We start from the raw sequence: 14,537 nt of genomic DNA, 5'->3' as shown, positions 1-14,537 counted from the left end.
ACTTTTAAGTAGAATTTTAATAATTAGGAGTTTGAGATGAAAAAATATAATATACCATTTTCTCCACCAGATATTAGTGAAGAAGAAATAAATGAAGTAATAGATACTTTAAAATCAGGTTGGATTACAACAGGACCTAAGACAAAAGAATTAGAAAGAAGATTATCTGAATTTACTAATACACCGAAAACTGTTTGTCTTAATTCAGCAACTGCAGCATTAGAATTAACATTACGTGTTCTAGGTATTGGTGAAGGTGATGAAGTTATCGTTCCTGCGATGACATACACAGCTTCTTGTAGTGTGATTTATCATGTCGGAGCGAAGGCTGTTATTGTTGATATTGCTGAAGATAGCCATGAGATGGACTACGACGCTTTAGCTGACGCTATTACTGAGAATACTAAAGCTGTAATTCCAGTTGATTTAGCAGGGATTCCATGTGATTACGATAAAATCTTTGAGGTAGTGGAGAGTAAGAAACACTTATTCAAAGCCAATAGTGAATATCAAGAAAAGCTTGGTAGAGTAGCTGTTGTAGCTGATGGCGCACATGCTTTAGGAAGTACTTATAAAGGTAAAAAAATTGGTTCTGTAGCTGACTTTACTACATTCTCATTCCATGCTGTAAAGAACTTCACTACAGCTGAAGGTGGAAGTGTAACATGGAAGCAAAATGAAAACTTCGATAATGAAGAGTTATATAGAGAATACCAAATATATTCACTTCATGGTCAAACAAAAGATGCTCTAGCTAAAACAAAAGCAGGATCTTGGGAGTATGATATTGTTATTCCTGGATATAAATGTAATTTAACTGATATTGCAGCATCTATTGGATTAGTTCAACTAGATCGTTATCCAAAACTTTTAGAACGTCGCGATAACATTATTAGTAAGTACAATAAAGGTTTTGAAGGAACAAAAATTAAAAGCCTAAGTCACAGTTCAGACGATTATAAATCTTGTGGACACCTTTATATTACTCATGTTGAAGGTGCTACATTTGAACAACGTGGTGAGATAATTGTTAAAATGGCAGAGCGTGGAATTAGCTGTAATGTTCACTATAAACCATTACCGTTATTAACTGCGTATAAAAACTTAGGATTTGATATTGAAAATTATCCTAATGCTTATAATTACTATGTAAAAGAAATAACATTACCTTTACATACTAGACTTAGTGATGAAGATGTAGCTGTAATTATTGAGAACTTCAAGGAAATAGTCGAGGAGGTAGTAGGTGAGTAGTTTAAAAGAAATACAAAATAAAAGCTTAGAGATGGCTGAGTATTTTGTAGAATTTTGTCGTGAACATGACTTACTTTGTTATCTTTGTGGTGGTGGAGCTATTGGTGGACTTCGTAATAAGGGATTTATCCCTTGGGATGATGATTTAGATTTTTTCATGCCTAGAAAAGACTATGAAAAACTTCCAGAACTTTGGAGAAAGTATGCTAAAGAACAATATTTCTTATCAAAAAGTGATAGTAACTTCGTTGATAGAAACTTATTTATCACGATTCGTGATAGAGAAACAACATGTATAAAACCATATCAACAAGATCTAGATATACCACATGGTTTAGCTTTAGATGTTATTCCTTTGGATTATTATCCTAAAAATGAAGCGGATAGAAAAAAACAAATTCGTTGGGCATTGATTTACTCACTATTCTGCGCACAGACTATTCCAGAAAAACATGGTAAATTAGTTAAATATATTAGTTCTATGTTATTGAGTTTAACGCCAAGTAAATTACGTTATAAAATCTGGAAAAAAGCTGAAAAAGAAATGATGAAATACACACTTGAAGAAAGTGATGGTATAACAGAACTTTGTACAGGGCCTGGATATATGAAGAAAAAATATCCAATTGAAGCATTTGAGGATAATATCTTTATAGATTTTGAAAGTACTAAAATGCCAATACCAGTGGGGTATGATATTTATCTGAAAACAGCATTTGGTGATTATATGACACCTCCACCAAAAGAAAAACAAGTTCCACATCATGATGTAGTTATAGCGGATATGAAAAATAGTTATCTTAAGTATAAAGGGGAATATTATGGACGAAAAAATTAGTGTAATAATACCGGTATACAATGTAGAGCAATACTTAGAGCGTTGTGTTGCTTCAATAATCAATCAAACTTATAAAAACCTAGAAATTATTTTAGTCAATGATGGATCTACTGATAACAGTGGACAACTTTGTGATGAGCTTGCAAAGAAAGATGATAGAATAAGGGTTATTCATAAGAAAAATGGTGGATTATCTGATGCGAGGAATGTTGGTATAGATGAAGCAGAAGCCGAGTTAATAGGATTTATAGATAGTGACGATTATATAGATGAAGATATGTATGAAGTACTGATGAATAATCTAAAAGATGCAAACGCTGATTTATCTATGTGTGGACACTATGATGTCTATAATAATGTTCCTGAGGTGCAAGTAACTGAAAAGAAAACATGGGAGCTTAGTCCTCAAGAAGCTATTAAAATGGTTATGGAAGCTAAGATATTATCTGTAACAGCTGTTAATAAATTATATAAAAAGAGTTTATTTTCAGAGTTCAAATTTGAAATTGGGAAAATCGCTGAAGATGCATTTATTATGATAAAGTTATTAGATAAGTGTAATAAAATAGTAGCAACTAATGAGAAAAAATATTACTATGTCCATAGAGAAAATAGCATTACTACCCAAAAATTTTCACTTAAGTTTTTAAATGTAATAGAAGCTTATGAACAGAATAAAGAGATTATTTTAGAGAAATATCCTGAATTAAAAGAGGTAGCTCAGATGAGGATGAATTGGGCGTATTTTTATGTATTAGATAGGCTATTGTTAGATAAAGATTATAATGATAAAAAATTAGAAAATAAGTTAATATCGTATTTAAAAGATCATAGTAAGAGTATTTTAACAGATTCATTATTTACAAAAGGTAGAAAAATTGGATTTGTTGCCTTATTATTGAATAGAAATCTATATAGAAAAATAATAGAGAAGAGAGGATATTAATTAGAGTATGTTAAAACTAATAGAAAAAAATTATTTTAAAATAAATCTGGCATTTATTTTAATAGTTGCTATTTATTGTATGTGTGGTCTAATAGTGCCACTACAATTTATTTCAGCTAACAAAGTAGTTGCAGGGGGGATGACATTACTTGGAATTCTTTTAGCAACGTATAACTTAGTTATTAAGAAAGTTTATCTAAAGATAAAAACAATAGAGTACCTATTACTATTTTTTGCTTTTAATATAATTACTAGCATTCTAGTGATATCTTATGGTTATTCTACAAATATAAAAAATGCATTAGTATTTTATATTTACTTCTTAACGGTATTCCCTATATTTACGGGAGTAACTAGAGAAGAGAGTAAAAAAATATATGATTACTTTTTTTATGTAGTTACTCTACTTAATACTTTTGGAGTATTAGTTTCATTAATTCAATTCGTATTATTGAAAGGCTATAGAGTACATGACTATAAAGGGTTGTATATTAGACAAGGGTTTGTAGAGTCTAGATTATTTGGTATTTTGGCAAGCCCAAACTTTCTATCATTAATTTCGCTAATTGTAATTATATTTTTAATTACAAAAATCGATAACTTTATAAAAATATATAAAAATATAAGTATATTAGCTATTGTATTGAATTTTATTTATATAGTATTATCAGGTTCAAGAACTGCGTTTATCTGTATGATGATAGCTGCTGTTATATATTCAATAGTGATGTTTTATCAAAGAGAAAATATCAGGTCACTATTTAAAGTAGTATTGGCGATAGTAGTTGTATTATTCAGTTATAAAGCAGTTAATTTCATTAGTGAACAATATTTACATTACAATAAAGAAATAATTGAAACTCAAGATAAAAAATTAGATAGTCAGGATAATAATCTTTCTCTTGAAAGAACAGATACAAGTGAAGAAAATATTTCTAATAATAGATTTGCAATTTGGAAATCAACAGCCTCTTTCGTACCTAAAAAACCTATCTTTGGTTATTCAGGTGGAAACTGGTATGAAATAGGTAAAAAGACGAATCCAGATGAGTATATAATAAAAGAGCATTATCTTACTCATAATGGATATTTAGAAATTCTATTTTATAATGGAATTGTAGGTTTTATCTTGATGGGAATATTTGTATTATCATTTTTCATATCAATGGTAAAACGACTAATTAGAGATAAAAAAGAAGATTTAATTAATAAAGGTTTATTATCAATGCTTATGATATTGATGGTAATATTGGTATCTAATTTATTCTTAAGTTCTACATTTTATGGTATCTCATTATTAGGTATTATTTTATTTTTAATGGCAGGTTATTTCTATTCTATAGTGAGTACAGATAAAAGTAATTTTAAAAAATTAGATATTGATGAAATTAAAGAAGTAGAATTAGGTGTTATGGACTATATTCATAATATCTGTCAGAAAAAAGGAATCAATTATTCTTTAGCTTATGGAAGTTTACTAGGTGCGGTAAGGCATAGAGGATTTATTCCGTGGGACGATGATTTGGATATTGCTTTAAAGAGAGATCAATATGACAAATTATACCAAGCAATTTTAGAAGATAATAATAGTATTTATAAGGTTGTTTCTTGGGAAAATGATTCTAGGTATCCTTATCCATTTTACAGAGTCTATGATAGTAGAACTGTTTATGAAAATAATTATATACAAAATAATATAGAATTAGGTATCTGTGTAGATGTTTTTCCTTTTGATGACTACAAAGATGTAAATAAAGAAATTGCAAAATTAGATATGTATCGTAGATTATCTGTATATACTTTATATGGAATAAGAAATAAAGAAGCGGGAATAAAGAATATTATTCGTTATCTAATGTTAGTTGTGTTCAGATTAACGAGAGTAAAATCATGGAATAAGAAATTAAATGATTGTTCTAAAGTACCTGTTAATAGTGAATATATTGATTATCTGATGGAATCTAAAAAATATAGTACTAAGATAGATGCTAAGGCTTTAGATGAAGTAGTTGAATGTAAATTTGAGGATAGAGTATATAATATACCAAAAGATTATGATCATATTTTAACTACAATTTATGGTTCGGACTATATAGAGATTCCACCATTAGAAAAAAGAATACAGCATGATGATTTTGTAGCGTATATTAAGAAGGAGAACTAGTATGTTGCAATGGCTTAAGAGGAGTTTAGCCAGTTTTTTAGGTGATAAGAAGGATGTGGTTAAAAATCTTCCTCTAATAAAAAAATTAAATGAAAAAGCTAATATTGAATTAGATTCTAAAAGAAGTAGTTTGTTAAAAGAAAACTTTGAGGAAATTCTGAGTACTGTTTATAGTTCTGATTTGAAGGATTATAATATTTGGTTAGATTTTGGAACGTTATTGGGATTTTATCGAGAAAATGATTTTATTAGCCATGATTTAGACATGGATTTCGGAATTCAAGTTTCAAGTCTAGAAGAATTTGAAGTTATAGAAAAATATCTTTCTGAAAATGATTTTAAACGAACAAAAGAGTTTTATTTTGATAAAGATTTAGTTGAGGTATCTTACAGTTATAAAGGACTTAATGTAGATTTTATCATTTATAAAAAGGAAGATGATAAAGTATCTTCTGATACAATATTTTTCATGACAAATGCATTAGGAAATCCTACTAGATATGAGGTTTATCACTATGAAATTCCATTCTTTGGTTTAAAAGAATGTGATTTTAAAAATCTAAAAGTAAAGGTTCCGACTAACACTGAGGAGTATTTAAGAACTTTATATGGAGAAGATTTTAAAACTCCTAATACTAACTATAATTGGAAAGAAAATCCGATTTATAAGAGCGGGAATGCAGAGTTAGCAGAGGTTGTGTTGAGAAAAGATAAGTAAACTAAATCTAGGAGAAAGTATTATGGGAAATAGGATAGCATTATGGGACAATTTAAAATTTTTCCTTGTAACTTGTGTGGTTATTGGGCACTTTGCGGATCAATTTACCGATGTATCTAATATATATGATAGTATATTTTTATTTATCTATTCATTTCATATACCACTTTTTATTTTTATATCAGGACTGATGTTTAAAAATAAAGATATTACAAGTAAAGCGATATTTTTTATGAGTATTGGTTTTGCTTACAAGATAGTTTCAGCGGTTGTGGAAAGATTACTAGGGACTATAAAAGTTGAATTTTTATTATTATCAGATGGTGGGATTTCATGGTTTATGTTTGCTTTGGCAGCATATATGGTAATTTTAAAAATAATTGAGAAACAAAATAAGGAATATATTTTAGTGTTTTCGATAGTTCTAGCTTGCTTTGTAGGATATGATCCAGGAATAGGTGATTTTCTATATCTATCAAGAATAATAATATTCTTTCCCTTCTTTTTAAGTGGGGTATTATTACAAAACTTTGATATAGTGGGTCTTAAAGATAAAAATTCTAAATATAAGTTCTTGGCTGGATTTATCATAGTAATTTGGTTAGGATTGTGTATTTATGAATTGGATATTTTTTATCGATTAAGATATTTATTCACAGGAAGAAATCCATTCTTCCCTCAGATAATGAGTTACGCTCCATTAGCAAGATTAGCTAGCTATACCATATCTTTTGGAATGTGCTTTGCTCTTATAATGTTGATGCCTAATCGAAGGATGTTCTTAATTACAGACATGGGGAAAAATTCTATAAATGTATATTTTTGGCATATGCATATATATTATATTTTGAATAAAGTATTTAACATCTCTAATGTATTTAATTATGGAGTTAGTGGGAAACTAGTGTTTCTATTAATGGCAGTGTTATTGAGTATCGTACTATCTCATAATATTTTTAACTCCCCAATAAAACAGATAAGAGAACAAATATTTTTAAATAGGAAAGCATCGTGATTTTAATAACCACGATGCTTTCTATTTTTTATTTTATATTCTATATATATGATTATTGCTATTAGCACAATTGAAAGTGGATAGTTTCTATAATCAGAAAGACTAAGTCGTCCATCATTATTTGTATGAAGGAAACCAATCCATTTATTTTTACTTGGTGTCCCATCTGTTCCAAAATGATAGAGGTTTTCCCATTCATTTTTTGCGGCTTTACCATCTTTTTTGAAATAGTATTTTGTGTTTGAATCAATTTCTTTCCAAGAGTTTGTCAACATACCTTTGTTTTTGTCGATATAGTAAAGGTTGTTATTATCTTCCACAATACCTGTTCTTAGAGAACCATCATTATTAAAATAGTACCAGTTATTATCAAGATATTTCCAATCAACAGCGACAGTTCCAGAATTAAAGAAGTAATACCAATTGTCGTTATGTTGTGTCCATCCATCTTTTGGGGCTTTATTTTTCCAGTTTTTAAATTTTAATGTATTGTTCTCATTATAGAATCCATAGTGAGGATAATCATTAGAAATATCTTTTACTTCCCCATTATTGAACTCTAAAGAAATCGCTGCTCTGTCTAGTTGACCAGCATTTATAATGCTGATATTTTTTTGTTTCAGATATTCAGCATATTTTTCTTCTACAGGTCTAATACCAGTTTTAATAATCTTTTTAGGATTAAGTTTATCCACAAATTCTTTTGTATTTGATTTTGTTGTTTCTACATGATGATTAAATTTCATAACATCTACTTGACCAATTAATGGGCCAAATTTTTCTTCAAGGTGTCTTTCAGTATTTTCTAAATCCCCACCTAAGAAAATCTTAGTATTGTTTATGTTTACTATTGCTAGAATTGAATTTAAATTATCGTCATATACTTTTTTTAATGAACCATCACTCTCGTATTCATTTTCATAATTTAATAAATCGATTTTTATATCACCTAGCATTAGGTGTGAATCTTTTTCAGTAATGTCTTGAATTACAGTAGTATTAGTTTCTTTTGCTGCTTTTAATGCTCTCTCATATCCATATAAATTATCCCAAAGCCTTGTTTTATCAGAGATTCTATCGTCACTATATTTTTTTATATAAAGTTTATCCGTAGGAATAGTTTTCAAAACATCGTGTGCAGAGCCGATATGATCAGAGTGGGCATGCGTAATAATGATGAAATCAAATTTTTTAATACCTAATTGTTTAATGTGGGCAAATAATCTATCTTGTGTGATTTTATCTCTATCTTTTGTTATACCTTCTCTATCGGGATATCGTGGATTTGAACCATCTGGATATGAAAAATCTTCTCCAGTATCAATCATTGCATAGTGCCCGTTACTTTCTAATATCATCGCGTCAGACCATTCGGCAACAGTTATAATATGTAGTTTATCATCAGACTTTGCATGTATTGTTGGAAGAAAAATCATAGATACTAATACGATTATTATAAGTGTTTTTAAGATTTTCATAAGTACTCCTTTATTAGTTTTTATTGATTTTACTTTTTACCATATTTATCGCATAGTTCATTGTTGAATCTTTTAGTATTGTTAGGATAGCTAGATAATAAATTCCACAGACTGCTATAACTGTGCAGACCATAATAAGCATGTTTAATGTGATTTCATAAGAATTAACGTGGAATACGAATTTTGTAATGAAGTATATTGGAATAAAACCAAGTGATACTACAAGGTATTTGTAAAGCGAAGAAAATACAGCTGATAAGTTTATTAGCTTATGTTTTTTAATGAACTGTATTTCTAGCAATACTACTAATCCTTCTGCAAGTATTGTTGTTCCAATATAGTATTCTGGTTTAAAAATATTACAGAAGTATAATGTTGAATTTAACACTACATTTAATCCACCACCGATAAAGTAAAATGAAGTCAATTTATTTTCGAAATCATTGATAAATATAATTTGCTTTCCTAGTATCATCTCAATAGCCCAAATAATAGTTCTAATCGCAAATATACTTGTTACTATTCCTGCCTCTAAATATTTATCTGATGAATAGATAACAGTTGCATATGTTCCTAGAATCATTATTCCTATACTAGTCGGCATCATTAGGAAAAAGAAAAGAGAAGAACCTTGGTTGATTAGGTTTTCGTATGAATTATAATCTTTTTTTCCTAAATAATATCCCAGTCTTGGTAAACTAACACTTAGAGCTCCACTAAGCACACTGGCTATAAGCATAACTATGTTAAAAGATATAGTATAGTATGAAATATAGTTCGTATCAGGGCTCTTCGTAATAAACATTCTATCAAGTAGAGTATAAAGCATATTGGCATCAGTTAATAATAGCATAACAGTAAGTGCTTTACTAGATGATAATAATTCTTTCAATTCTATTTTAACAAATGAAACTTCTCTTTTTATCCATAAGAAACTTAGTAGATAGTTTAAGATTGTAGTAGCACTCATTATGATTGCATAAGGTATAATATCATCTTCTGTTTTTATAAATGCGAAGATTGATACTAACATTGCGATTCTAATAAATAAAGTTTTGTAAAGAATAAATGTGTAGTTTTCGTATGCTTCATTCATCCATTCAATATTTAAAAATTGAAATAGTGCTTGAATTCCAAGTATATAATATAATGTTTTTAGATTTTCAGTTTCATATTCTCCTACGCTAATAAATATAAAATATAAGGCCGTTACAGTAATCGAAGTAATTACTGATATATAAAATAATTTTGAAAATACGTAATTAATTTTATTTTTATCATCTTTAACTTTACTTATTGATCTAATTCCGTAGTTATAAATACCGAAAGCTGCTATAGGAACGACAAAACTAGCCCATGTATTTGCTGTGTTGAAATAACTGTAGTTTGATTTACTAAGTATCCTAGTCAGATAAGGATTAGTGATTAATGGGAAAACTATGTTCAGTATGTTAACCATTAAACTTGCTAATGCATTGACTTTTATGTTTTTCATTTAAAGGAAATCCTTTCTAAAATTCTATTTTACATTATATCATATTTTTAATTTATTAGCTGAAAATTATAAGTTTAAGATAGAAGATTTTTGAAGTTTATTGATTCTCTATGATATAATAAAGTAGATAATATATTAAAAAATAGTATTTAAAAGGAGAAGAAAATGATATACGCAGGAATATTAGCTGGTGGAACAGGAACTAGAATGGGAATAAGTAATATGCCAAAACAATTTCTAGAATTAGGTAAAAAGCCAATACTTATTCACACAATTGAGAAGTTCTTATTAGAGCCTGAAATCGAAAAAATCGTAGTCGGTGTTCATGAAGATTGGGTATCTCATGCTGAAGACTTAGTAGAAAAATATGTTTCAGCGTTTGCTGATAGAATCATTATTACACCTGGTGGTGTTGATAGAAATACAACGATAGAAAATATCATAAACAGAATTAATGAATATAAACCTTTAACTGACGAAGATATTATCGTAACTCACGATTCAGTTCGTCCATTCATCACACTTAGAATTATTAAAGACAACATACGTCTAGCTAAAGAAAGTGATGCAGTGGACACAGTAGTAGAAGCTGTTGATACGATTGTAGAAAGTATTAACGGAGAATACATTTCAAACATTCCAAACAGAGCACACTACTACCAAGGTCAAACACCTCAAAGCTTCAAATGTTTAGATTTTTTAAACTTATATAACTCATTAGACAAAGAAGAAAAACAAATACTTACAGATGCATGTAAAATATTCGTTATAAAAGGGAAAAAAGTATCACTAGCTAAGGGAGAATACTCTAACATCAAAATAACTACAGTAACTGACCTTAAGATAGCTAAGAGTATGCTAGAGGACGAGTAATATGATAAATCAAATATATCAATTAATTAAACCGAAATTTATTAATGTAAAATACAACGAAGAGAACATAAATGATGGTGATAAAATCATCATTCGTCCGAATTATATGGCATTATGTCATGCAGACCAAAGATACTACCAAGGGAAAAGAGATCCTAAGGTACTAGCTAAAAAACTACCAATGGCACTTATTCATGAATGTGCAGGAATAGTAATCGCAGATCCAACAGGTACATATAAAGCTGGGCAAAAGGTAGTAATGATACCTAACCAACCACCAAGACAAAGTGACGAAGAATTCTATGAAAACTACATGCCAGGGACACACTTCCTATCAAGTGGTTTCGATGGTTTTATGAGAGAATTCGTAACTCTGCCTAAAGATAGAGTTGTAGCTTATGATGGTGTAGAAGATTCTGTTGCGGCTATTACAGAGTTCATAAGTGTTGGTATGCACGCAATGGACAGATTCTTAAAGAACTCACATAGTAAAAAAGAAAGAATAGCGATAATCGGTGATGGAAGCCTAGCTTATGTTATGGCAAACATAATAAACTACACTCTGCCAGAGTGTGAGATAATCGTAATAGGTCGCCACTGGGAGAAATTAGAACTATTCAGTTTTGCAAAAGAAAGATACATTACTGATGATATTCCTGAAGACTTGACTTTCGATCATGGTGTAGAATGCTGTGGTGGAGATGGTAGTGGTTATGCGATAAACGACATAATCAAATACATCAAACCACAAGGAAGTTTGGTACTTATGGGAGTTAGTGAATATAAGGTAAATATCAATACACGTGATATCTTAGAAAAAGGACTAATGCTAATAGGTTCATCACGTTCTGGTAGAATCGACTTTGAAAAAGCTATCGAGATGCTGAGTAATAAGAAATTCGAAAGAAGATTTAAGAATATTATTGAACTTGAGCAACCTGTGAGAAATATTAAAGACATTCATAGGGTGTTTATGACTGATTTAAATACTGCATTTAAGACAGTCTTTAAGTGGGAGATATAATAGAATAAAAATAATTTAGGTGATTCATGAAACTATTAAGGTGGTTTTCTGAGTCACCTTTCTATCTTGTAATATTAAAATAAGTAATATTATTTCTATGAATTATCTCATTTTGTGTTATAATGGTAAGTAATATTGTAATGTAGAAAAGAGGCTTTACATTGAAACAACTAATAAAAACTAAAATAGAAAAACTACTTACTGATTCAGAGGAAATAGTAAAAGTTGAAAAGCTAGGTGGTATGACGAATAGTAACTATCTAGTGGAAACTACGAGTAACAAGTATATAGTTAAGTTCTTTGGTAAAGGAACTGATAAGCTAATCAATAGGGTTGCGGAGAAAAATAATCTTGCGAATCTTGCTGATTTAGGTTTAGATGTAAAAAACTATATCTTTGATATTGAATCTGGAATAAAGGTAAATGAATATATTGAGAATGCAACGACTTTTGATGCGCATTATTTAAAAGCGAAGAAAGAAGAAGTTGCGAATATTCTAAAAAAAGTACATAGCTCTGGGAAGGTTCTTGAAGGTGAATTTAGAGTCTTCGATGAGATAAGAAAATATGAAAATCTGATTGAAGGTAATATCAATTATCCTTATTATGAGAAGATAAGGGAGAAGGTATTTTCTCTACAAAATCATCTAGAAGATATTGGTGTCGATAAAAAATCTTGTCATATCGATCTTGTGCCGGAGAATTTCATTGAAGATGAGAATGGGCGTATTTATCTTATTGATTGGGAATATTCTGCGATGAATGATCCGATGTGGGATTTGGCGGCGTTGTTCTTGGAGTCTAACTTTAGAAAAGCCGAGGAAGGGGAATTCTTTAAAGCGTACTTTAGTGAAGATACTCCAGTTAGCGTAGCTAAGATTATGATTTATAAAATATTACAGGACTTCTTGTGGAGTCTATGGACGATTTATAAAGAAGAACAGGGTGCAGATTTTGGAACTTATGGTAAAGATAGATACCTAAGAGCGGTTAAGAATTTAAAGGAGTATGTAGAAAGTTATGAAAAATAAAGTAGGAATTTCAGCTGGACTTTTATCTGGTATGTTTTGGGGTTTAGGGCTTGCGATAAGTGCGTATATATTTTCACTGTATAATATCTCGCCTTTCGCGGTTGCTGTAATCCATGATTTTATTAGTATTTTTGTTTTATTGGCGATTATTTTAGTTAAGTATAAAACAATTAATTTAAAGATTTTTACGAATATAAAAAGTGTTAGTGTTATTGTAGGCGCGCTTCTTGCGGGACCTATTGGGATGCAATGTAATCTATATGCGGTGAAGTATATAGGAAGTGGGTTGACATCTTCGATTACAGCGATTTATCCAGCTGTGTCAGTAATATTAGCTGTGATATTTTTAAAAAATAAAGTCTCATCGAAAACACTATTAGGAATAGCGCTTATTATTGTTGGTATTTTTATCCAAAGTTATAAGAGTGAACAGGTTGAATCATTTTATCTTGGATTTATGTTTGCATTAATTTGTGCAGTTGCATGGGGTAGTGAGAGTGTTCTAAGTTCATATGCTATGAAAAATAATCTTAATGAGTTAGAGACTTTATTAATTCGTCAGGTGACATCATTTTTAGCGTATCTAGTAATAATATCATTCAATGGATTAGGAATCGAAACGAGTCTTGATGTGAAATTCGGCGGACTTATCGTCTTCTTCGTAGTTAGTAATATGGTATCGTATATTTTATATTATATGGCGATTAATAAATTAGAACCAGCTAAGGCAACAGGACTAAATGTTAGTTATGTTGTTTGGACGATATTATTCTCGATGATTTTTGTCGCATTAGAGGTGAATTTACAATTAGTAGTTACATCTATTATTATCATACTAGGTGTTTATGTTATTGTTAGAGAGGAGTAATAAATAGATAATGAAAGCAATTATATTAGCTGCGGGTTTAGGAACGCGTCTTAGACCTATGACAGATAATACTCCCAAGGCTTTAATAAAGGTTAAAGATAAGCCGCTTGTGGAATATCAAATTGAATTTTTAAAAGAAAAAGGGATAGATGAAATAATTGTTGTTGTTGGATATTTACATGAACAATTCGATTATTTAAAAGAAAAGTATAATGTAGAGTTAGTGTTTAACGATAAATACGCTGAGTATAACAATTTTTACTCATTATACTTAGTTAAGGAAAAATTGGCGGATAGCTACGTAATCGATGCAGATAACTATTTATTCAAAAATATGTTTAGAACTGATATTGATCGTTCGACATATTTCAGTGTTTACCGTGAAGATTGTGAGAATGAATGGTTCTTAATCTACGGTGATGATTATAAAGTACAAGATATTATCGTGGACAGTAAAGCAGGAAGAATCCTTAGCGGGGTATCTTTCTGGGATAAGAAAACTGCAGAGAAAATCGTAAGTTTTATCGATAAAGCCTATGAAAGTAATGAGTTCATGAACTTGTACTGGGATAATATGGTTAAAGGTAATATTGAGAAACTAGATGTTTATGTAGAAGAATTAGAACCGAATAGTATCTATGAAATTGATAGTGTTAAAGATTATAATAAATTAGAAGAAATACTAAAAGAAGAGTGTGAGAGATAATCTCCATTCTTTTTTTCTTTTGGTAAGGTATTAAGTAATAATATTTCTTGCTTTTTTGTAATATAGATGTAATAAAAAATAATCTAATTGTAACCCTAAAAATAGCTTAAATATGGTATAATTATCA

General features: G+C 29.5%; 13 protein-coding genes. 11 read left to right on the top strand and 2 right to left on the bottom strand.

Annotation, left to right across the window (positions count from 1 at the left end; translation table 11 throughout):
- The first annotated feature begins 36 nt into the window (after positions 1 to 36).
- The 6 genes from ACO6OL_RS02810 to ACO6OL_RS02785 are packed head-to-tail and all read left to right on the top strand — an operon-like array spanning position 37 to position 6,935.
- Positions 37 to 1,254, top strand: coding sequence for a DegT/DnrJ/EryC1/StrS family aminotransferase (locus ACO6OL_RS02810; RefSeq protein ID WP_485502047.1), 1,218 nt, complete (start codon positions 37 to 39; stop codon positions 1,252 to 1,254).
- The gene (locus ACO6OL_RS02805; RefSeq protein ID WP_485502046.1) at positions 1,247 to 2,092 is read left to right on the top strand and encodes a LicD family protein; all 846 of its coding nucleotides are present in this window, start codon (positions 1,247 to 1,249) and stop codon (positions 2,090 to 2,092) included. The genes ACO6OL_RS02810 and ACO6OL_RS02805 overlap by 8 nt, the downstream gene beginning before the upstream one ends.
- Positions 2,076 to 3,038, top strand: a complete 963-nt coding sequence (locus ACO6OL_RS02800; protein ID WP_485502045.1) for a glycosyltransferase family 2 protein — start codon at positions 2,076 to 2,078, stop codon at positions 3,036 to 3,038. The genes ACO6OL_RS02805 and ACO6OL_RS02800 overlap by 17 nt, the downstream gene beginning before the upstream one ends.
- 7 nt (positions 3,039 to 3,045) lie before the next feature.
- The gene (locus tag ACO6OL_RS02795; protein WP_485502044.1) at positions 3,046 to 5,202 is read left to right on the top strand and encodes a LicD family protein; all 2,157 of its coding nucleotides are present in this window, start codon (positions 3,046 to 3,048) and stop codon (positions 5,200 to 5,202) included.
- A 1-nt stretch (position 5,203) separates the two neighbouring features.
- A complete protein-coding gene (locus ACO6OL_RS02790; RefSeq protein WP_485502043.1) occupies positions 5,204 to 5,920 on the top strand; it encodes a LicD family protein in 717 nt (238 codons plus the stop codon).
- Positions 5,921 to 5,942: 22 nt separating this feature from the next.
- On the top strand, positions 5,943 to 6,935 hold the full coding sequence (locus ACO6OL_RS02785; RefSeq protein WP_485502042.1) for an acyltransferase family protein: 993 nt from the start codon (positions 5,943 to 5,945) through the stop codon (positions 6,933 to 6,935).
- 2 nt (positions 6,936 to 6,937) lie between these two features.
- Here ACO6OL_RS02785 and ACO6OL_RS02780 read toward each other — a convergent pair whose 3' ends face one another.
- Entirely contained in the window at positions 6,938 to 8,413 is a 1,476-nt protein-coding gene (locus tag ACO6OL_RS02780; protein WP_485502041.1) for an MBL fold metallo-hydrolase, read from the bottom strand.
- Positions 8,414 to 8,426: 13 nt separating this feature from the next.
- Positions 8,427 to 9,908 carry an oligosaccharide flippase family protein gene (locus tag ACO6OL_RS02775; protein WP_485502040.1) on the bottom strand — a complete coding sequence of 494 codons (1,482 nt, stop codon included), beginning with the start codon at positions 9,906 to 9,908 and terminating at the stop codon, positions 8,427 to 8,429.
- Between the two features lie 165 nt (positions 9,909 to 10,073).
- On the opposite strand from ACO6OL_RS02775, the gene ACO6OL_RS02770 reads away from it, so the two are divergent.
- The 5 genes from ACO6OL_RS02770 (at position 10,074) to ACO6OL_RS02750 (ending at position 14,410) form a co-directional block, all read left to right on the top strand.
- Complete coding sequence (locus ACO6OL_RS02770; RefSeq protein WP_485502039.1) at positions 10,074 to 10,781, top strand: IspD/TarI family cytidylyltransferase; 708 nt, start codon at positions 10,074 to 10,076, stop codon at positions 10,779 to 10,781.
- Position 10,782: 1 nt separating this feature from the next.
- Positions 10,783 to 11,805, top strand: a complete 1,023-nt coding sequence (locus tag ACO6OL_RS02765; RefSeq protein WP_485502038.1) for a ribitol-5-phosphate dehydrogenase — start codon at positions 10,783 to 10,785, stop codon at positions 11,803 to 11,805.
- Positions 11,806 to 11,966: 161 nt separating this feature from the next.
- Positions 11,967 to 12,836, top strand: coding sequence for a choline/ethanolamine kinase family protein (locus ACO6OL_RS02760; RefSeq protein ID WP_485502037.1), 870 nt, complete (start codon positions 11,967 to 11,969; stop codon positions 12,834 to 12,836).
- Positions 12,826 to 13,704, top strand: a complete 879-nt coding sequence (locus ACO6OL_RS02755; protein WP_485502036.1) for a DMT family transporter — start codon at positions 12,826 to 12,828, stop codon at positions 13,702 to 13,704. Before ACO6OL_RS02760 ends, ACO6OL_RS02755 begins: the two co-directional genes overlap by 11 nt.
- A 10-nt stretch (positions 13,705 to 13,714) precedes the next feature.
- Entirely contained in the window at positions 13,715 to 14,410 is a 696-nt protein-coding gene (locus ACO6OL_RS02750; RefSeq protein ID WP_485502035.1) for a sugar phosphate nucleotidyltransferase, read from the top strand.
- The last annotated feature ends 127 nt before the right edge of the window (positions 14,411 to 14,537 follow it).

It is taken from the genome of Gemella sp. (genome assembly GCF_057272915.1).
The sequence above is the reverse complement of the archived record's forward strand: the minus strand, read 5'-3'. Positions and strand labels throughout refer to the sequence as shown.

Coding starts and splice junctions, on each gene's coding strand:
- ACO6OL_RS02810 (WP_485502047.1), top strand. CDS start 37: ATGAAAAAATATAATATACCATTTTCTCCACCAGATATTAGTGAAGAA.
- ACO6OL_RS02800 (WP_485502045.1), top strand. CDS start 2,076: ATGGACGAAAAAATTAGTGTAATAATACCGGTATACAATGTAGAGCAA.
- ACO6OL_RS02795 (WP_485502044.1), top strand. CDS start 3,046: ATGTTAAAACTAATAGAAAAAAATTATTTTAAAATAAATCTGGCATTT.
- ACO6OL_RS02790 (WP_485502043.1), top strand. CDS start 5,204: ATGTTGCAATGGCTTAAGAGGAGTTTAGCCAGTTTTTTAGGTGATAAG.
- ACO6OL_RS02785 (WP_485502042.1), top strand. CDS start 5,943: ATGGGAAATAGGATAGCATTATGGGACAATTTAAAATTTTTCCTTGTA.
- ACO6OL_RS02780 (WP_485502041.1), bottom strand. CDS start 8,413: ATGAAAATCTTAAAAACACTTATAATAATCGTATTAGTATCTATGATT.
- ACO6OL_RS02775 (WP_485502040.1), bottom strand. CDS start 9,908: ATGAAAAACATAAAAGTCAATGCATTAGCAAGTTTAATGGTTAACATA.
- ACO6OL_RS02770 (WP_485502039.1), top strand. CDS start 10,074: ATGATATACGCAGGAATATTAGCTGGTGGAACAGGAACTAGAATGGGA.
- ACO6OL_RS02765 (WP_485502038.1), top strand. CDS start 10,783: ATGATAAATCAAATATATCAATTAATTAAACCGAAATTTATTAATGTA.
- ACO6OL_RS02755 (WP_485502036.1), top strand. CDS start 12,826: ATGAAAAATAAAGTAGGAATTTCAGCTGGACTTTTATCTGGTATGTTT.
- ACO6OL_RS02750 (WP_485502035.1), top strand. CDS start 13,715: ATGAAAGCAATTATATTAGCTGCGGGTTTAGGAACGCGTCTTAGACCT.